The sequence below is a fragment of the Mangrovimonas spongiae genome (assembly GCF_003944795.1).
In the GTDB taxonomy this organism is placed as follows: domain Bacteria; phylum Bacteroidota; class Bacteroidia; order Flavobacteriales; family Flavobacteriaceae; genus Mangrovimonas; species Mangrovimonas spongiae.
The window spans coordinates 467956-487712 of sequence record NZ_RWBG01000001.1; the positions used below are offsets into that span (position 1 = coordinate 467956).

The following is a 19757-nucleotide window of genomic DNA, read 5'->3' on the forward strand; positions in this document are numbered from 1 at the left end:
ATCATTAATTTCGCAGGTCGATTAGAATTAATGAAATAATGAGTAAAAAATTCCCTGAATATAAAGGTCTTGACTTGCCAAAAGTAGCAGGAGACATCTTAGAGTATTGGAAAGAAAATAAAGTTTTTGAAAAAAGTGTAACCTCTCGCGAAGGTAACAAGCCATTTGTGTTTTTTGAAGGGCCGCCTTCGGCCAATGGGTTGCCTGGTGTTCATCACGTTTTAGCACGCGCCATCAAGGATATTTTCCCACGTTACAAAACGATGAAAGGCTATCAAGTAAAACGTAAAGCAGGTTGGGATACTCATGGGTTGCCTGTTGAGCTTGGTGTAGAGAAAGAATTAGGGATTACCAAAGAAGATATTGGGAAAACCATTTCTGTAGAAGACTACAACGAAGCGTGTCGAAAAGCCGTAATGCGTTATACCGATATTTGGAACGACCTTACCGAAAAAATGGGGTATTGGGTAGATATGGACGATCCATATGTAACCTACGAACCCAAATATATGGAAAGCGTTTGGTGGTTGTTAAAACAGATTTACAATAAAAACTTACTGTATAAAGGCTATACCATTCAGCCATATTCACCTAAAGCAGGAACTGGGCTAAGCTCGCACGAGTTAAATCAGCCAGGGACTTATCAAGATGTGACCGATACCACGGTTGTAGCGCAATTTAAAGCTATAGAAAACACCTTGCCTGATTTTCTGGAAAACCAAGGCGATATTCACTTTTTAGCTTGGACGACAACCCCTTGGACGTTACCAAGTAACACAGCGTTAACCGTTGGCCCAAAAATAGATTATGTGTTGGTAGAAACATTTAACCAATACACGTTCGAGCCTATAAAAGTCGTGGTTGGAAAACCATTAGTAGGCAAACAATTTACAGGAAAATATGTTGAAGCTGAAAGTGAAGCAGATATTACAAATTATTCTAAAGAAGACAAGAAAATTCCATATCGCATCATAAAAGAATTTAAAGGTGTCGATTTAGTAGGGATTAAATACGAACAATTATTACCGTATGCTTTACCAAACGATAACCCTGAGAATGCTTTCCGCGTTATTTCTGGAGATTTCGTGACTACAGAAGATGGTACAGGAATCGTTCATACTGCGCCAACCTTTGGCGCCGATGATGCTTTGGTAGCTAAACAAGCCAATCCGCCAGTGCCACCAATGTTGGTAAAAGACGAGAATGATAATTTAGTGCCTTTGGTGAATTTACAAGGGAAATTCCGTCCAGAAATGGGTGAATTTGCTGGAAAATACGTTAAAAACGAATATTATAACGATGGCGAAGCTCCAGAAAAATCAGTTGATGTAGAACTAGCCATTAAACTTAAAATAGAAAACAAAGCCTTTAAGGTTGAAAAATACAAACACAGTTATCCCAACTGTTGGCGTACAGATAAGCCTATTCTTTACTATCCATTAGATTCTTGGTTTATAAAAGTAACCGATGTTAAAGAGCGTATGGTGGAATTAAACAACACCATCAACTGGAAACCAAAAGCTACTGGAACAGGGCGTTTTGGTAATTGGTTGGCCAATGCCAACGATTGGAACTTGTCGCGCTCACGTTATTGGGGTATTCCATTGCCAATTTGGAGAACCGAAGATGGTAAAGAAGACATCTGTATCGGTTCGGTTGAAGAATTAAAAACCGAAATGGCAAAGGCTGTTGAGGCGGGTGTGCTTTCAAAAGATATTTTTGAAGATTTTGAAGTAGGCAATATGAGCGACGAAAACTATGCCACTTTAGATTTGCATAAAAATATTGTCGACCAAATTACCTTGGTGTCACCATCGGGGCAACCAATGAAACGCGAAGCCGATTTAATTGATGTGTGGTTCGATTCTGGAAGTATGCCATATGCACAATGGCATTATCCGTTTGAAAACAAAGAAAAAATAGATGAACACACCTCGTATCCTGCCGATTTTATTGCCGAAGGAGTCGATCAAACTAGAGGTTGGTTCTATACGCTTCATGCCATTGGAACGATGGTTTTCGATTCGGTAGCGTATAAAAATGTGGTGTCAAATGGTTTGGTGCTAGATAAAAACGGACAAAAAATGTCTAAACGCTTAGGAAATGCTGTCGATCCGTTTGAAACCTTATCAAACTATGGTGCCGATGCTACGCGTTGGTATATGATAAGTAATGCTAATCCTTGGGATAATTTAAAGTTCGATTTAGATGGTGTAGAAGAAGTAAAACGTAAGTTCTTCGGAACACTTTACAACACTTATTCTTTCTTCAGCTTATATACTAATCTGGATGGCTTTAAATATGAAGAAGCCGATATTCCTCTAGAAGAACGCCCAGAATTAGACCGTTGGATTTTATCGGAATTGCATACCTTAATTAAAAAGGTAGATGAATTCTATGCCGGGTACGAACCTACAAAGGCGGCAAGAGCCATTTCAGAATTCACACAAGAATATTTAAGTAACTGGTACGTGCGTTTAAGTAGAAGACGTTTCTGGAAAGGTGATTACCAAGCTGATAAGATTTCGGCTTACCAAACCTTATATACGTGTATGGTAACCCTAGCCAAATTAGGTGCGCCAATAGCACCATTTTATATGGACAGACTTTACCAAGACTTAACACAGGTAACACAAAAAGAAAACGTTGAAAGCGTACATTTGGCTGAGTTCCCAAAATATAATGAAAGTTATATTGATAAAAGCTTGGAACGCAAAATGGAGAATGCACAAATCATTTCGTCTTTAGTGTTATCGTTACGAGCTAAGGAGAAAATAAAAGTGCGCCAACCATTACAAAAAATAATGATTCCAGTTGATAATGAACAACAAAAGGAAGAAATTATGGCGGTTGCCGATTTGATAAAACGAGAGGTTAACATTAAAGAAGTCGAGCTCATGGAAGACGCTTCCGATATTTTGGTGAAGCAAATAAAACCTAACTTTAAAGTATTAGGACCGCGTTTTGGAAAAGATATGAAGCTGATTGCTAGTGCGGTAAACCAGTTTTCGGCAGCAGATATCAAAAAAATCGAGCAAAATGGTGAAATTGACGTTGAAATTAATGGAAAAAATGTTACTTTAGGGCTTGCCGATGTGGAAATTACATCGCAAGACATTGAAGGTTGGTTGGTAGCTAACGAAGGCTCCTTAACCGTTGCCTTAGATGTAACACTTACTGATCATTTACGAAGAGAAGGTATTGCTCGTGAGCTCGTAAACCGTATTCAAAATTTACGTAAAGATTCAGGATTTGAAGTCACAGATCGTATCGATGTAAAGCTTCAAAAAGATGATAATATTGTTAAGGCTGTAGATACAAACCTTGATTATATCAAGTCTGAAACCTTAACCGAAGAACTTGAAATTATGGACTCTGTAAACAATGGTATAGAAATTGCCTTTGATGAGGTAACGACCAAATTGTTTATACAAAAACATTAACATTATGTCAGCAGATACAAACGTAAGATACTCAGATAAAGATTTAGAAGAGTTTAGACAAATTATTCAAGAAAAGATTGATAAAGCCGAACATGATTTGGGCTTAATCAAATCGGCCTACATGAACGATTTAAACAATGGTACAGACGATACCTCTCCAACGTTTAAAGCGTTTGAAGAAGGTAGTGAAACCATGAGTAAAGAAGCCAATTCGCAATTAGCTATTCGTCAAGAAAAGTTTATTCGTGATTTAAAAAATGCACTCATCCGAATTGAAAATAAAACTTACGGCGTGTGTCGTGTAACCGGAAAACTTATTAAAAAAGAACGTTTGTTGCTAGTGCCACATGCTACGTTAAGTATTGAAGCTAAAAACATGCAAAAATAATCTCTTTATTAATAACATATTGTATTAAAAGCGCTTCCCTATCGAAGCGCTTTTTGTTTTTAATCTATGTGTTAATCTGGTTTTTTACACCGGTTTTAATAGCGCAACAACATATAGAGCGCCAAATAGATTTATCAAGCGTACAGCATATTAATATAAATGCCAATAAAAGCTTTAAAGTACAAGTTAAAACAAACAATACTACAAGAGCAGAAGTAACGTTAAAATCTGAAGGTGAGTACGGAAATCAGCTAGCTTTAATTACAACAATTAAAAACGACACGCTTTATATCTCGAGTGAGTTTCAACCTTTGTTTAAGGTATATGATGATAAACTTGCCGCACATAAAGTAACGTCCTTAGAGTTAGACATAAGTTTACCTCAAGAGAAAGAGGTTTATCTAAAAAGCGATATAGCAAATGTGTTTTGTAAAGGTGAGTTTAACCGTTTAGTCATAGAGTTGGTTAATGGGCAATTTCATGGTGATAATATAATTGGAAACGCAACCATAAATACCATTCGAGGGAACATTTATATACAAACGATTTATACAGAACAAACACATTTTAAGTCTCAAAATAGATCATCTAAAACAATCGTTAATAAAACATTTAAACAAACTTTAAATTCTATTAATGGTAGTATATTTATCTCTAAAATTGAATAATATGTCTATTTTTGCTGTCAACCCTTTGGCATGTCATTAAAGAAATCTATACTACTTATATTTATTATTTTACTTATCGATCAAGTGAGTAAAATTTATATTAAAACACATTTTGTTATTGGTGATGATGTCGAGATTTTTAAATGGTTTCGAATTTATTTTATTGAAAATGATGGTATGGCTTGGGGAACAAAAATTAGCGATTTTATACCTTCCATTTCTGATAGAACAGCTAAGTTGTCACTCACTATTTTTCGCGTAGTAGCCATTTTTGGAATAGGCTACTGGCTATACGATGTTACAAGAAAGCAAAGTTCTAAAATACTGGTGGTTTCAGTTGCATTGATTTTTGCTGGAGCCCTAGGAAATATAATCGACTCGGTATTTTACGGGGCTATTTTTAACGATAGTTATGGGCAAATTGCTAGTTTTTTACCAGAAGAAGGCGGCTATGATACCTTGTTTCATGGAAAAGTAGTAGATATGCTGTATTTCCCAATATGGAAAGGCTATCTACCCGAATGGATCCCTTATTACGGTGGTAAATACTTTACCTTTTTCGAACCCGTTTTTAATATCGCCGATGTGGCCATTAGCACCGGCTTTGGAATGTTAATTGTCTTTAATAAAAAAGCGTTTTCAAAGGAGTAGTTTAAAACCGATATACCTGTTTTGGCGTTACGCAGTAATCTAAAGGAATATCGTTTTTAAAGGTATTTTCAATACAATCTTCAGCTTCAAAAAAGCTTAACCCAATTTTTAAGGTGTTTGGACGACATTTCGATAAAAATTTGTCGTAAAACCCTTTGCCATAACCTACACGATGACCTTGTTTATCAAAAGCTAATAGCGGTACAAAAACAACCTCTATTTTAGCGTTGGGTATATCAATACCATCAACAGGTTCGGGGATATTATAATGGTTTTTCTTAATTACAGTAGCATCTGTTAGTAAAACATGTGTCATTTCAAACGTATTAAAATCACTTTTCGAAATAATAATGTTTTTGTCTTTCCCAGAAAGAATATTCAGAATATAATCGGTATTAACTTCACGTTGTTCTGCTATACTTAAAAAAATATGGTAGTAATTATAATCCCAGATATCAAGCTTTAAAAGCTGATTAGCAATATTAAGGCTTAAATCGTCTAATTGACTTACAGAAAGTGCTTGTCGTTTTTTTTTGTAGGCTTTTCTAAGTTCAGCTTTACTAGCCATAAGTTATTATTTAAGCTTAGTTGTAATATGGAATAGCGCATCGCCCTGGTAGACAATTGGCGATTCGTTAACATTAATAATATAGCCCGAATGTGATGCTTTAACAAAGTGATTGAGTTTGCCATAAGGATCGGTAATATTACCCAAAACATCCCCTTTATTTACTTTAGAACTTATTTTAGCCGAAGGTTTAAACATTCCTGAAAAATTAGCGCGTTGCCAGCGGCTATTATTTATAAACACTGGACTTATTTTAGGTGTTGTTGTTTTAAATTTTGAGGATAACATATCAAAATGCTTCAAAATACGTTTGGCACCATTAACGCCAGTATTGGTGACTTGAGCATCAATATGAAAAGATTTCCCGCCCTCATACAACAGTATAGGCTTGCCTAGTTTTGTACAAGCGTTTCTAAACGTTTTTTTTATGTTTTTGGAATATAGTACAAAGGGCGCGTTAAATACATGGGCAAAATCGTCTAAGTCAGGTTTATCTTTTATAAGTCTAATTTGTGGGGCATTAAAACGCCCTGAACCGCCTGTGTGAAAGTCTAAAATGAAATCGACATCGGGAATAATTTCTTTCATTAGCTTATGGGCGACACGACTCGCTAAAGAGCCTTTGCTACTTCCTGGAAAAACACGGTTTAAATCTCTACCATCTGGGAATTGACGTTCTAAATTAACAAAACCAAATACATTAATTACAGGCATACAAATAATGGTGCCACGTTTAGGCTTATTTATGCCTTTGGCAATAATTTGCCGCACAATTTCAACGCCATTTACTTCATCGCCATGAATGCCCGCTGTAAATAAAACAACAGGGCCAGGTTTTTTAGATCGCTCAACAATTACGGGTACATCAACACTTGATGAGGTGTGTAAGTTGGCAACACCAAAACTTAGTTCACGACTTTCGCCAACATTTATGTCCTTACCTAATATGGTTATGCTCTTCTTTTGATTGTAGGTCATTTATAATTTCTTTCGATAAATGTAATAATTGAGCGAGCAATATTTCGTCCTGTAGCCGTTTCTATACCTTCTAAGCCAGGTGTCGAGTTAACTTCTAAAAGTAACGGTCCTCGTTCCGATTGTAACATATCAACTCCACAAACGGGAAGTTTTAAAGCGCGAGAGGCTTTCATGGCAAGCTTTAATTCAGCTTCATCTAATTTTACAATATTGGCCGAACCACCACGATGTAAGTTAGAACGGAACTCACCTTCTTTGCCTTGGCGTTTCATGGCGCCAACAACTTGACCATCTACCACTAAAGCACGTAAATCGGCACCTTTGGCTTCTTTAATAAATTCTTGAACAATAACTCGTGCTTGCAACCCATTAAAAGCTTCTAAAACAGATTCGGCGGCGTTTTTTGTTTCGGCTAAAACGACACCTAAACCTTGGGTGCCTTCCAAAAGTTTTATAATTACAGGTGTTCCACCAACCGAGTTAATGACTTCCTCAACATCTCTAGAATAGTTGGTAAATACAGTTTTTGGCATGCCTACACCGGCTTTGGTAAGGCGTTGTAAGCTTCTTAATTTATCTCGTGACCGCACAATAGAGTCGGAGGTGACGGTAGTAAACACATTCATCATTTCAAATTGTCTTACAACGGCACAACCATAAAAGGTCACAGAAGCGCCAATACGTGGAATAATAGCATCGACATAATCTAAATAGCGATCTTTGTAATAAATTTTAGGCTGTTCTTTTTCAATAATGATTTCGCATTTAAGCGGATCGATAACTTCTACGTCATGACCGCGATGAAGCCCTTCTTCAACCAAACGTTGGGTTGAATACAAATTGGTGTTTCTAGAGAGAATAACAATGTTCATTTTAGCGGGTGTTGTGTGATAAGTTTTGTTTGTTAACATCTACAAGAAACTTCTTGCTTAAAAACTGGCGTCCTATAAGCACAGGAAATTTCATATCGTCTCGTGTGCTTAAAGTTAAGTTAATTGGATATGTTTTACCAAATATAACCACATCAGTTTTAATTTTAAACCTATTTTCTTTGTATCCATTACTGCTTTTTACATCGGTTTTAGAGTAATTGGTAAAGGTAACCTCTTCACCACTAAAATTAGGATGGTCTTTGCTGTAAAAAGTGCATTTTAAAGTTTTGTTTTCCTCAATGATTTTTGAGCAGTGAATGGCAGATGTATAAGCGCCAGTATCAATTTTAACATCAATATTAAACAATCCTAAGCTAGGAAAGTCTATGATATCTATACGACCTATAATGGGTTTTTGCATGATTGTTTTTCAGTATTAAAAAAGTGGCGAAAAGTAATGAATTTACCAAATTTGAAGCTATAAAATTTCACTAATTTTTTAGGGCTATGCGTTAAAATAATTACCTTTGAAATAATGGGAGAAACATCGCTTGACGTACAATTAAAAACCTTGCCAAATCAGCCAGGTGTGTATCAGTTTTTTGATTCGAATGATACGATACTTTATGTTGGAAAAGCTAAGAATTTAAAAAAGCGTGTTAGTTCTTATTTTAATAAGCAACATGATTACGGCAAAACCAAAGTGCTGGTAAAAAAAATTGTTAGCATAAAACATATTGTTGTTGCTACAGAAACAGATGCTTTACTTCTGGAAAATAACCTTATTAAAAAATACCAACCACGCTATAATGTGCTACTTAAAGACGATAAGTCTTATCCGTGGATTTGTATAAAAAAAGAACGGTTCCCTAGAGTGTTTTCCACACGACGTGTTATAAAAGATGGTAGCGAATATTTTGGGCCTTACACGAGTATGAAAACAGTAAATACGCTGTTAGATTTAATTCGAGGATTATTTCAACTAAGAACGTGTAATTACGATTTGGCTCAAGAGAAGATAGAAGCCGAGAAATACAAAGTGTGTTTGGAGTATCATTTAGGAAATTGTAAAGGCCCATGTGAAGGTTTGGAAACCGAGGTGTCATATCATAATAACATTGCATCAATTCGAGAGATTTTAAAAGGTAATTTTAAAGACTCGCTCTATCAGTTTAAAGCACAAATGGCACGTTTTGCTGAAGAGATGCAGTTTGAAGAAGCCCAAAAAATAAAGGAAAAGATAGAGGTTTTAGAAAACTATCAAGCTAAATCAACCATCGTAAATCCCAAAATTAGTAATGTAGATGTGTTTAGTATAGTAAGCGATGAAAGCTATGGCTATGTTAACTTTTTACAAATATCTTATGGCTCTATAATTAGGTCGCATACCTTAGAAATAAAGAAAAAACTTCAAGAACCCGATGAAGCACTTTTGCAATTAGCAATTACCGAATTACGACAACGTTTTAATTCGAAATCCAAAGAAATCTTTGTGCCTTTTAAAGTTGATGTTGGTGGCGATGTAAAAGTGACGATTCCAAAACTGGGCGACAAAAAACACATTTTAGATTTATCGTTAAGAAACGCGAAGTATTACCGTATGGAGCGTTTTAAACAAGTAAAAATAACAGATCCCGATAAGCATGCCAATAGAATTATGGCGCAAATGAAAGCCGATTTACGTTTGCATGAAGAACCACGCCATATTGAATGTTTTGATAATTCTAATATTCAAGGGACAAATCCTGTAGCAGCTTGTGTGGTATTTAAAAACGGTAAACCAAGCAAAAAGGACTACCGCCATTTTAATATAAAAACAGTTGAAGGCCCAGACGATTTTGCTTCCATGGAAGAGGTTGTTTATAGGCGTTACAAAAGGCTACTTGATGAAGAAAAACCCTTGCCACAATTAATTATTATTGATGGCGGAAAGGGACAGCTCTCTTCAGCGTTAAAAAGCTTAGAAGTGTTACATTTAAGAGGAAAAATTGCAATCATCGGAATTGCGAAACGTTTGGAAGAATTATTTTACCCCGACGATCCAATTCCCTTATATTTAGATAAAAAAAGTGAAACCCTAAAAATTATTCAGCAACTTCGTAACGAAGCACACCGTTTTGGTATCGAGCATCATAGAAATAAGCGTAGTAAAAACGCTTTAAACACCGAGCTAGAAACCATATCGGGTATTGGCGAAAAAACAGTAGTCGAATTATTAAAAACCTTTAAATCGGCAAAACGTGTTTCCAATGCAAAATTAGACGAGCTAGAAGACGTTGTAGGCAAACACAAAGCAAATATTATTTATAACTACTACCATAACAAATGAAAAAACTTTTAGTCGCGTTATTCATATTAACCCATTTGGTGACGTTTTCTCAAAACGAGCAGCCAAAAAACCAAAAAGTTGGTTTGGTTTTAAGCGGCGGTGGAGCAAAGGGGTTGGCGCATATAGGCGTTTTAAAAGTTATTGACAGCTTAGGGATAAAAGTAGATTATGTTGCTGGAACAAGTATGGGAGCCATTATTGGTTCTATGTATGCATCGGGCTACTCTGGAAAAGAGATTGATTCTATTTTTAATAGTGTTGATTTTGATAAAATTATAAACGACGAGTTACCACGAGAAGCCAAAACGTTTTACGAAAGAGACAATTCAGAAAAATATGCCATAACGTTGCCTTTCGATAAATTTAAGCTCTCTTTACCATCGGCCTTATCTAGAGGTCAAAACATGTTAAGTTTACTTTCTAAGTTAACACTTCATGTAAGTCATATAGAACGTTTTGAAGAACTTCCCATTCCGTTTTTCTGTATTGGGACAGATATTGAAACTGGGGAAGCCGTTATTTTAGACCACGGCAGCTTACCTTTAGCAATTACAGCAAGTGGTGCCTTTCCATCATTATTTCAACCTGTAAATATAGAAGGCAGACTACTTATTGATGGCGGCGTGGTTAATAATTATCCTATAGAACTGTTAAAAGCTAAGGGTATGGATGTTATTATAGGTGTTGATGTTCAGGATGATTTAGCGACAAGAGAAGAGCTAAAATCGGCGCCCGATATTTTACTTCAAATAAATAATTATCGCACTATAAACGCGATGAAGAAAAAATCGAAATTAACTGATATATATATAAAACCCAATATAGAAGGTTACACTGTTGTCTCTTTTGATGAAGGGCGGCATATTATAGATAATGGTGAGGTGGCGACCATAAAAAAAATAAACCAATTAAAACAACTCAAGCAAGAACAGGTATCGCCTAGAGAAAATAGACCACCTATAAAACCTGTCGATAGTATCACTATAAATGCTATTAATATTCATGGAAATGAAAAGTATTCAAGAGCTTTTGTATTAGGGAAGTTTAAATTTCGTCCTGGCGATAAAATAAAGTTTAAAACGTTTTTAGACGGTGTTAATAATTTAGCAGCAACAAATAACTTCGAAAATGTAACCTATAGTTTTCATGCAACAGGTAAGGGTAATGAGTATAATGTAGATTTTAATCTTAAAGAAAGTCCTAAAAAAACATTTTTAAAATTTGGCGTTCATTACGACGACCTTTATAAAAGTGCCGCTTTAGTTAATGTCACGAGGAAACAGTTGTTTTTTGGAAACGACGTAGCTTCAATCGATTTTATTTTTGGCGATAATATAAGATACAATTTTGAATATTATATTGATAAAGGCTTCTATTGGAGTTTGGGTATAAGGTCGCGTTTTAATAGGTTTAAAGATGAAACACCAAGTGCTAGTGTTTTTCCTGATAACAACACTTCTGGAGTTAATAAGCTTGATATGAAATTAAGCGATTTTACCAATCAATTTTATCTGCAAACATTATTTAGAAAAGATTTTTCTTTAACATTAGGAGCAGAACACAAAAAACTAAAAGTAAGCACAGAAACTATTTTGTCAAACTCTAACGATAAAGAAACGGTGTTTGAAAATAGCGATTACCTAAGCTTGTTTGGCGGCTTGAAGTTTGATACGTACGACAACAAGTATTTTCCTAATAAAGGCTTTTACTTTAATGGCGATTTTCATTTGTATCTATATTCTTCAGATTATAGTAATTCGTTTTCAGAGTTTTCCATAGCCAAAGCCACAATGGGATATTCGCATAGTTTTTCAAGCAAATTTACAGCCAATTTAACAGCAAAAGGTGGGTTTAGAATTGGCGAAGATGAAAACCCATATTTAAACTTTACCTTAGGCGGTTATGGTAATAACTTTATAAATAATTTTGAGCCATTCTATGGGTACGATTTCTTGTCAATTACAGGAGATAGTTACGTAAATAGTATACTTACATTAGATTACGAGCTTTTTAAAAAGCATCATATCAACATAGCAGCAAACATTGCCAATGTAGAAGACGATATATTTTCAACAGGAGAATGGTTATCAGCACCAGAATATACAGGTTATGCCTTAGGTTATGCTTTCGAAACTTTTTTAGGACCTATCGAGCTTAAGTACACGTGGTCTCCAGAAATAAAAGAAAACCATTTCTTTTTTAATTTAGGATTTTGGTTCTAGCTAGTGCAATATTTGAAAATTCAATCAAAAATTCGCATATTTGAAGGCATGAAACTCTATTGGAAAGACTTATTACTTCACTTACATTTTCTTATCAAGAGAAACCCAGAATAAGTTTCATATTTTGTATCTTTATACATAGTAGTTTAAAGCAAAATAAACGGTAACTCATTAAGTTTCAAATTAAAATAAAGCAACATGCCTTTTTATCATAAATTAGGGAAAATCCCTCATAAACGACACACACAATTTAGAAAACCAGATGGTAGTTTGTATTACGAACAACTATTTGGTACCATTGGGTTCGATGGTATGTCTACCAATATGTATCACGAACATAGGCCAACACAAGTTAAAGACATAAAAAAACAATATAGTGTTGCGCCAAAAATTGCCAAGGCCAACCATATACAATCCTATAGATTACATGGGTTTAAAATTCCGCAAGTAAACGATTATTTAGAAAGCCGAAAAACGGTGTTAACCAACAGCGATTGTAGTATTATTCTAGCAGCACCAAAACAATCAACCAAAGATTATTTTTACAAAAACACCGATGCCGACGAGCTTATTTTTGTACATCGCGGGAGCGGTAAGTTGCGAACACACTTAGGAAACCTCGATTTTAAATATGGCGATTACTTGCTAATACCGCGAGGAATTATCTATAAAATAGATTTCGATACAGAGGATAATCGATTGTTTATTGTAGAATCCCGTCGCCCAATTTATACGCCAAAACGCTATCGCAATTGGTTTGGGCAATTATTGGAGCATTCGCCGTTCTGTGAACGCGATTTACGCCAACCGCAAGAACTAGAAACTCATAACGAAACGGGCGACTTTTTAATGAAAGTTAAAAAACAAGACGATATTTTTGAAATGGTTTATGCCACACATCCGTTCGATGTAGTGGGTTACGATGGGTATAACTATCCATATGCTTTTTCAATTCATGATTTCGAACCTATAACAGGTCGCGTACATCAACCGCCACCAGTACATCAAACTTTCGAGACCGATGCTTTTGTGGTATGTAGTTTTGTGCCAAGGCTATACGATTATCATCCAGAAGCCATTCCGGCACCATACAATCATAGCAATATTGATAGTGATGAGGTGCTGTATTATGTCGATGGCGATTTTATGAGCCGTAACGATATCGATGCAGGACACATTTCATTACATCCAGCGGGAATCCCTCACGGGCCACATCCTGGTGCTACCGAAAGAAGTATTGGTAAAGTAAAAACCGATGAATTAGCCGTTATGGTAGATACCTTTAAACCGTTACAAATAACAGAAGACGCATTAACAATAGCCGACGAAGATTACTTTAAATCTTGGCTGGAATAATATATTAATAAGAAGCTAATCCTGCTTTTGGCAGTCGCTTTTTGTTTTTTAACTCTGAACTAAAATACAGAATCTGAAAACAAAAGAGCTCCAACAAACTGCCTCAATCAGGGCTAAAAACCATTAAATAAACTTGAAGATAAAATAGCAGAATTTCAAAAGATGACCATGAGTTTTCAAAACAAACTATAAGTCTCATATCTTTTCTCTATTTTCTCTTCTCTCTAAAACATAAAATATGAGCAAGAATATAGAATCAGTAAACTACGGATTAGAAAAAATATTTGAAGGTGCCGAAGACTTCCTTCCGCTTTTAGGAACCGACTACGTCGAGTTTTACGTAGGTAACGCCAAGCAAGCCGCACATTTTTACAAATCGGCTTTTGGTTTTCAATCTTACGCTTACAAAGGTCTGGAAACAGGCAGTAAAGAAACCGTATCTTATGTGTTAAAACAAGATAAAATACGTTTGGTGTTAACGACACCTTTAAATTCAAAACACCCCATAAATGACCATATTGTAAAACATGGCGATGGTGTTAAAGTTGTGGCGCTTTGGGTAGAAGATGCTAGAAGTGCTTACGAAGAAACAACCAAACGTGGTGCCAAATCCTTTATGGAACCAACCGTAGAAAAAGACGAACACGGTGAAGTGGTTCGAGCTGGAATATACACTTATGGTGAAACCGTGCATATGTTTGTGGAGCGTAAAAACTATAACGGGCAGTTTATGCCAGGATTTGTAAAATGGGAATCAGAGTATAACCCAGAACCCGTAGGGCTAAAATTTATAGACCACATGGTTGGTAATGTAGGCTGGGGAGAAATGAATACTTGGGTAAAATGGTACGAAGACGTCATGGGATTTGTTAATTTCCTATCATTTGACGATAAGCAAATACATACCGAATATTCAGCTTTAATGAGTAAGGTAATGAGTAATGGAAACGGACGTATTAAATTTCCAATAAATGAGCCAGCCGAAGGTAAAAAACGCTCACAAATTGAAGAATACTTAGATTTTTATGAAGGCCCAGGTGTACAACACATAGCTGTAGCAACAGATGATATTATAAAAACAGTAGCTAATTTACGTGCTAGAGGCGTGGAGTTTTTATCACATCCGCCAGAAGCTTACTACCAAGCTGTACCAGGCAGACTAGAAGAGTTTGATCATGAACTTAGAGAAGACATTGAAAAACTTAAAAATTTAGGTATCATGATAGATGCCGATGAAGAAGGTTATCTATTACAAATTTTCACCAAACCAGTAGAAGATAGACCAACACTGTTTTTCGAAATTATTCAGCGTATGGGAGCAAGAGGCTTTGGTGCTGGAAACTTTAAAGCACTTTTCGAATCTATTGAAAGAGAGCAAGAAAAGCGTGGTACGTTATAACATAAAATTAACAAGTATATTAGTAAAAACTCCATCGCAATTTTTGATGGAGTTTTTTTGTTTTAATACTTTTGGAACAGTAATTGTAATTTATAAAATAAAATAGATCACTATTAATAATATTTAGTTACACTTACAACGCAAAATCATGAAAAAAACTCTGCTCTTAATACTAGTAATGTCATTGTCTTTTCAAGGGCTGTTTGCTCAAAGCGAATCGGCATTTAAAGAAGGCGAATGGTTTCGTTTTGAAATGAGTTATAGCGGCTTTTTAAAAGCAGGAGAAGCCACCTTAGAGGTGAAAGACAAAACCTATAAAGGCACACCAGTATATCATGTTGTAGGTAAAGGTTGGACAACAGGGGCTATTAAATGGTTTTTTAAAGTAGAGGACCGTTACGAGAGCTATTTCGATAAAAGCACCATCATACCATATAAATTTATACGAGATATAGATGAAGGTGGCCATACCAAAGATGTTGTAATTCATTTTGATCAAGAGGTTCAAAAAGCTTACATAAACGATAAAAAACATAGGCAGAAATCGGTTATAGAGACAGAGCCAAACGTTCAAGATATGGTATCGACATTCTATTATTTACGCAATCAACTAGATGTGTCTAACTTGAAAATTGGCGACGAGGTTTTTGTAAATATGTTTTTCGATAAAGAAAACTATGGGTTTAAAATTAAATACCTTGGCGAAGAAACCATATCCACTAATTTTGGTAAAGTAAATGCCTTAAAATTTAGACCTTATGTAATGGCGGGAAGAGTTTTTAAAGAAGAAGAAAGTCTAACGCTTTGGGTTTCTAACGATAAAAATAGAGTACCTTTGCGTATAAAGGCAGATTTAGCAGTAGGCTCGTTACGTGCCGATTTAGATGCTTTTAAAGGGTTAAAACATCCGTTTAAAATTTTAGTAAAAAATTAAATGAATAAAAACATAACCAATCAGCTAAAAGATAAATACAATAAAATAGGGCAAGATTTAGATACCCATTTAGAAGGGTTGCTTTATAGTAAGCCCATAAACTATTGGGATTATATTCAAACAGATGCTCTGTTGGATCTCCAAACGCAGCGAAGTGTCTTGCCAGACGAGATGGTGTTTATAATGTACCATCAAATTAACGAATTGTTGTTTAAAATGATACTTTGGGAAATAGACCAAGTGGCTAACCATAAAGAGCTTACCGTCGATTTTTTCTCAGAAAAACTTATGCGAATTAGTCGCTACTTCGATATGTTAACTTCTTCTTTTAATATTATGAAGGATGGAATGGAAGTAGAACAATACAACAAGTTTAGAACAACACTAACTCCTGCTAGTGGATTTCAAAGTGCACAATACCGAAAAATAGAATTTGCCTCAACAGAACTCATTAATTTAATAGATAACAGATTTAGAAAAACCATAGATAGAAACACGTCTTTCGAGCATGCTTTTGAGCATTTATATTGGCAAGCAGCAGGAAAAGACTACAAAACAGGTAAAAAAAGCTATTTATTAACAGTTTTTGAAGAAAAATACAAAGAGGAATTTATTAGATTTGCGAAATTCTATAACACAAACAACTTATGGACAAAGTTTAAAGCCTTGCCTAATAGTGTTAAAGAAGACGAAAAATTAATTAAAGCCATGCGCCATTACGATCATACCGTAAATATAAAATGGGTTATGGCACATTATAATACTGCAAACCATTATTTAAATATTAATGGCGAAACAGCAGAAGCAACAGGAGGAAGCGAATGGGTAAAATATATGCACCCAAAATATCAAAGACGAATATTTTTTCCAGATTTATGGACAGAAGACGAATTAAAGCATTGGGGAGAAAATGTTTAGCTATAACTGCTATTATATTTGTAGCAAGCTGTAAACAAGACCAAAAACCCCAGATTAAAAACACCGAAGAATTAGCAGTTGCCCAACCAAAAGATATTTACGAGTTTGGGTTTAACTTAAACGATTTTACTGTTAAAAGAGATACCGTGCGTTCTGGCGATACGTTTGGCGTTATTATGGAGCGTAACAAGCTAGGGTACCCAAAAATTTATCAAATAGCAGAACAAGCCAAAGAAGGATTCGATATTAGATCTATCCAAATAGGAAAACCTTACACATTACTTTGTTCTAAAGATACGCTTCAAGAGCCCAAGTGCTTTATCTATCAACCCAACAAAGAAGAGTATGTTGTTATAAACTTTCAAGATTCTATTCATACATACAAAAGCCGAAAGCCTATAAATTTTGTTGAGAAAGAAATTTCTGGAGTAATTAACAGTAGTATTTCTCAAACTTTAGAAGAAAAAGGGTTAAGTCAAAGACTGGCTTATAAACTAGCGGATGATATTTATGCATGGACTATAGATTTTAGACGTCTTCAAAAAGGCGATCGCTTTAAAGTTATTTATGAAGATAAATACATAGACGATTCTGTTTATGCAGGCATAGGTAAAATAAAAGCAGCCTATTTTGAACACAAAGCAGAACCTTTTTATGCTTTCGAATTTGAAACAGATAGCGCAAAAGGTATTGTAGATTATTTTAATGAAGACGCTAAAAACCTACGTCGTGCTTTTTTAAAAGCGCCAGTTAAGTTTAGCCGTATATCGTCTCGTTATAACCTAAGACGCCGTATTGCACTTTATGGTAACCGTATTCGTCCACATAAAGGAACAGATTTTGCAGCTTCAGTAGGTACACCAATCATGGCTACAGCCAACGGAACCGTTATAAAATCAAGTTATACAAGAGGTAACGGGAATTATGTAAAGGTTAAACATAATTCGGTGTACACAACACAATACCTTCACATGAGTAAACGCAAGGTAAAAGTGGGCGACTTTGTTAAGCAAGGCGATATTATTGGACTTGTAGGAATGACCGGAAATACCTCAGGACCTCACGTGTGTTACCGTTTTTGGAAAAATGGTAGACAAGTGGATCCTTTTAAACAAAAACTACCAGAAGCTAAACCTATTTCCGATAGCTTAAAAGCACAATACCTAGAGTTTATTTCACCAATAAAAACCCAATTAGATAACATCCCTTTCGAGGATGAATTACTTTTAGAAAATAATCCGGACACCAATCTTATTACTCAAGCGTATTAATAAATTATATGGCTTTACCAAAAACTAACCCTACCCAAACTCAAGCCTGGAAAAAGCTTGAAGATAATTTTAATCAAGTAAAAGAGTTACATTTAAAAGAGCTATTTGCACAAGATGCTGATAGAGCCCAAAAAATGACCATTACTTGGGAAGATTTTTTAGTCGATTTTTCTAAAAATAGAATCACCAACGACACTCTAGAGTTATTACAAGAATTAGCTAAAGAGGTTAAGTTAGACAAAGCCATAGAAGCCTATTTTTCTGGTGAAAAAATTAATGAAACAGAGCATAGAGCGGTGCTTCATACAGCACTAAGAGCCAAAGAGAACGACACATTTTTTGTAGATGGTAAAAATGTTATGCCTGAGGTATATAAGGTGAAAAACAAAATTAAAACCTTTACCGAAGACATTGTTAATGGCACACGTAAAGGGTATTCAGGAAAACCATTTACACATATTGTAAATATTGGTATTGGTGGATCTGATTTAGGGCCAGCCATGGTTGTGGATTCGCTTCAGTATTACAAAAACAACTTAACAACCTACTTTGTAAGTAATGTTGATGGCGACCATGTTAACGAAATCATTAAAAAAATCAATCCTGAAACCACACTTTTTGTTATTGTTTCTAAAACATTTACAACACAAGAAACTTTATCTAATGCCAACACCATTAGAGCGTGGTTTTTACAACATGCTTCAGAAGAAGCCATAGCTAAGCATTTTGTTGCCGTGTCTACCAATCTTGAAAAAGTACAGGAGTTTGGTATAGAGCAAGACAATATCTTTCCTATGTGGAATTGGGTTGGTGGGCGATTCTCGTTGTGGAGCGCTGTAGGTCTTTCAATAAGCTTATCGTTAGGCTATCAACATTTTGAGAGCCTATTATCTGGAGCCAATAAAATGGATGAGCATTTTAAAAATACATCTTTCGATAAAAATATTCCTGTTGTTTTAGGACTTTTAACCATTTGGTATAACAACTTCTTTAATGCAGAAAGCGAAGCGGTTATTCCTTATTCCGAATATTTAGGGAAACTAGCTAAATATCTTCAGCAAGGTATTATGGAAAGTAATGGGAAGTATATTGACAGAAATGGAAGTAAAGTAAATTACCAAACAGGCACTATAATTTGGGGTGAACCAGGAACAAACTCACAACACGCTTTCTTTCAATTAATACATCAAGGCACCAAATTAATCCCAGCAGACTTTATTGGTTTTGCAAAATCTTTGTACGGTAACCAAGACCATCAAGATAAGCTAATATCAAATTTTATCGCGCAAACCGAAGCTTTAATGAATGGGAAAACTAAAGCAGAGGTAATGCAAGAGTTTGAAGGAAGTGATTTGTCAAAATCGGAAATTGAGAAATTAGCACCATATAAAGTATTTGAAGGTAACAAGCCAACAAACACGCTGTTTATAGACCAATTAACTCCAGAAAGTCTAGGGAAGCTTATCGCATTATACGAACATAAGATTTTTGTACAAGGAGTTATCTGGAACATCTTTAGTTACGACCAATTTGGTGTGGAACTAGGGAAAAAATTGGCAGGAGAAATCCTTAAAGATTTGCAACACGATGCTATAAGTAAACACGACGGTTCTACACTAAACCTTATAAAATTCTACAAGGCCAACAATTAAACTGTTAACATCTTTGTTAATTAAAACTGCTTAAACATCTGATAATTAGTTGTTAGTATGTGTAACTTGCTTATTAGTAAAGTAAAGAAGTAATATGCATGCATAATT

At 35.2% G+C, this 19757-nt stretch carries 16 protein-coding genes; 12 read left to right on the forward strand and 4 right to left on the reverse strand.

Going from position 1 to position 19757, the window contains the following annotated elements; genetic code table 11:
* Positions 1-38 precede the first annotated feature (38 nt).
* The 4 genes from ileS to EJA19_RS02185 all read left to right on the forward strand — a co-directional run bounded on the left by ileS (position 39) and on the right by EJA19_RS02185 (position 5150).
* The gene (gene ileS / locus EJA19_RS02170) at positions 39-3443 is read left to right on the forward strand and encodes an isoleucine--tRNA ligase (protein WP_125466699.1); all 3405 of its coding nucleotides are present in this window, start codon (positions 39-41) and stop codon (positions 3441-3443) included.
* Between the two features lie 4 nt (positions 3444-3447).
* Complete coding sequence (locus tag EJA19_RS02175) at positions 3448-3831, forward strand: TraR/DksA family transcriptional regulator (RefSeq protein WP_125466700.1); 384 nt, start codon at positions 3448-3450, stop codon at positions 3829-3831.
* A 68-nt stretch (positions 3832-3899) separates the two neighbouring features.
* On the forward strand, positions 3900-4499 hold the full coding sequence (locus EJA19_RS02180; RefSeq protein WP_125466701.1) for a hypothetical protein: 600 nt from the start codon (positions 3900-3902) through the stop codon (positions 4497-4499).
* A gap of 30 nt (positions 4500-4529) precedes the next feature.
* The gene (locus EJA19_RS02185; protein WP_125466702.1) at positions 4530-5150 is read left to right on the forward strand and encodes a lipoprotein signal peptidase; all 621 of its coding nucleotides are present in this window, start codon (positions 4530-4532) and stop codon (positions 5148-5150) included.
* Position 5151: 1 nt separating this feature from the next.
* Here EJA19_RS02185 and EJA19_RS02190 read toward each other — a convergent pair whose 3' ends face one another.
* From EJA19_RS02190 to EJA19_RS02205, 4 genes are read right to left on the reverse strand one after another with little or no spacing between them, the layout of a single operon-like run.
* A complete protein-coding gene (locus EJA19_RS02190) occupies positions 5152-5718 on the reverse strand; it encodes a 5-formyltetrahydrofolate cyclo-ligase (RefSeq protein WP_125466703.1) in 567 nt (188 codons plus the stop codon).
* A gap of 6 nt (positions 5719-5724) precedes the next feature.
* On the reverse strand, positions 5725-6696 hold the full coding sequence (locus EJA19_RS02195; protein ID WP_125466704.1) for a succinylglutamate desuccinylase/aspartoacylase family protein: 972 nt from the start codon (positions 6694-6696) through the stop codon (positions 5725-5727).
* Entirely contained in the window at positions 6693-7568 is an 876-nt protein-coding gene (gene rimK, locus EJA19_RS02200) for a 30S ribosomal protein S6--L-glutamate ligase (RefSeq protein ID WP_125466705.1), read from the reverse strand. Before rimK ends, EJA19_RS02195 begins: the two co-directional genes overlap by 4 nt.
* A gap of 1 nt (position 7569) precedes the next feature.
* Positions 7570-7989 carry an ATP-dependent zinc protease family protein gene (locus tag EJA19_RS02205; RefSeq protein ID WP_125466706.1) on the reverse strand — a complete coding sequence of 140 codons (420 nt, stop codon included), beginning with the start codon at positions 7987-7989 and terminating at the stop codon, positions 7570-7572.
* A gap of 114 nt (positions 7990-8103) precedes the next feature.
* On the opposite strand from EJA19_RS02205, the gene uvrC reads away from it, so the two are divergent.
* The 8 genes from uvrC (at position 8104) to pgi (ending at position 19649) form a co-directional block, all read left to right on the forward strand.
* Positions 8104-9897 (forward strand): excinuclease ABC subunit UvrC, encoded by a 1794-nt coding sequence (gene uvrC / locus EJA19_RS02210; RefSeq protein ID WP_125466707.1) that lies wholly within the window; start codon positions 8104-8106, stop codon positions 9895-9897.
* A complete protein-coding gene (locus EJA19_RS02215) occupies positions 9894-12119 on the forward strand; it encodes a patatin-like phospholipase family protein (protein ID WP_125466708.1) in 2226 nt (741 codons plus the stop codon). The genes uvrC and EJA19_RS02215 overlap by 4 nt, the downstream gene beginning before the upstream one ends.
* Positions 12120-12317: 198 nt before the next feature.
* Positions 12318-13475, forward strand: a complete 1158-nt coding sequence (locus EJA19_RS02220) for a homogentisate 1,2-dioxygenase (protein ID WP_125466709.1) — start codon at positions 12318-12320, stop codon at positions 13473-13475.
* Between the two features lie 238 nt (positions 13476-13713).
* On the forward strand, positions 13714-14874 hold the full coding sequence (gene hppD / locus EJA19_RS02225) for a 4-hydroxyphenylpyruvate dioxygenase (protein ID WP_125466710.1): 1161 nt from the start codon (positions 13714-13716) through the stop codon (positions 14872-14874).
* 148 nt (positions 14875-15022) lie between these two features.
* Positions 15023-15808 carry a DUF3108 domain-containing protein gene (locus EJA19_RS02230; RefSeq protein WP_125466711.1) on the forward strand — a complete coding sequence of 262 codons (786 nt, stop codon included), beginning with the start codon at positions 15023-15025 and terminating at the stop codon, positions 15806-15808.
* On the forward strand, positions 15809-16726 hold the full coding sequence (locus EJA19_RS02235) for a tryptophan 2,3-dioxygenase family protein (protein ID WP_125466712.1): 918 nt from the start codon (positions 15809-15811) through the stop codon (positions 16724-16726).
* Entirely contained in the window at positions 16684-17997 is a 1314-nt protein-coding gene (locus EJA19_RS02240) for a M23 family metallopeptidase (protein WP_125466713.1), read from the forward strand. The genes EJA19_RS02235 and EJA19_RS02240 overlap by 43 nt, the downstream gene beginning before the upstream one ends.
* Positions 17998-18005: 8 nt before the next feature.
* Complete coding sequence (gene pgi, locus EJA19_RS02245; RefSeq protein ID WP_125466714.1) at positions 18006-19649, forward strand: glucose-6-phosphate isomerase; 1644 nt, start codon at positions 18006-18008, stop codon at positions 19647-19649.
* Positions 19650-19757 lie beyond the last annotated feature (108 nt).

Coding starts and splice junctions, on each gene's coding strand:
- EJA19_RS02235 (WP_125466712.1), top strand. CDS start 15,809: ATGAATAAAAACATAACCAATCAGCTAAAAGATAAATACAATAAAATA.
- EJA19_RS02190 (WP_125466703.1), bottom strand. CDS start 5,718: ATGGCTAGTAAAGCTGAACTTAGAAAAGCCTACAAAAAAAAACGACAA.
- EJA19_RS02215 (WP_125466708.1), top strand. CDS start 9,894: ATGAAAAAACTTTTAGTCGCGTTATTCATATTAACCCATTTGGTGACG.
- pgi (WP_125466714.1), top strand. CDS start 18,006: ATGGCTTTACCAAAAACTAACCCTACCCAAACTCAAGCCTGGAAAAAG.
- hppD (WP_125466710.1), top strand. CDS start 13,714: ATGAGCAAGAATATAGAATCAGTAAACTACGGATTAGAAAAAATATTT.
- EJA19_RS02240 (WP_125466713.1), top strand. CDS start 16,684: ATGGACAGAAGACGAATTAAAGCATTGGGGAGAAAATGTTTAGCTATA.
- rimK (WP_125466705.1), bottom strand. CDS start 7,568: ATGAACATTGTTATTCTCTCTAGAAACACCAATTTGTATTCAACCCAA.
- uvrC (WP_125466707.1), top strand. CDS start 8,104: ATGGGAGAAACATCGCTTGACGTACAATTAAAAACCTTGCCAAATCAG.
- ileS (WP_125466699.1), top strand. CDS start 39: ATGAGTAAAAAATTCCCTGAATATAAAGGTCTTGACTTGCCAAAAGTA.
- EJA19_RS02230 (WP_125466711.1), top strand. CDS start 15,023: ATGAAAAAAACTCTGCTCTTAATACTAGTAATGTCATTGTCTTTTCAA.
- EJA19_RS02205 (WP_125466706.1), bottom strand. CDS start 7,989: ATGCAAAAACCCATTATAGGTCGTATAGATATCATAGACTTTCCTAGC.
- EJA19_RS02195 (WP_125466704.1), bottom strand. CDS start 6,696: ATGACCTACAATCAAAAGAAGAGCATAACCATATTAGGTAAGGACATA.
- EJA19_RS02175 (WP_125466700.1), top strand. CDS start 3,448: ATGTCAGCAGATACAAACGTAAGATACTCAGATAAAGATTTAGAAGAG.
- EJA19_RS02185 (WP_125466702.1), top strand. CDS start 4,530: ATGTCATTAAAGAAATCTATACTACTTATATTTATTATTTTACTTATC.
- EJA19_RS02220 (WP_125466709.1), top strand. CDS start 12,318: ATGCCTTTTTATCATAAATTAGGGAAAATCCCTCATAAACGACACACA.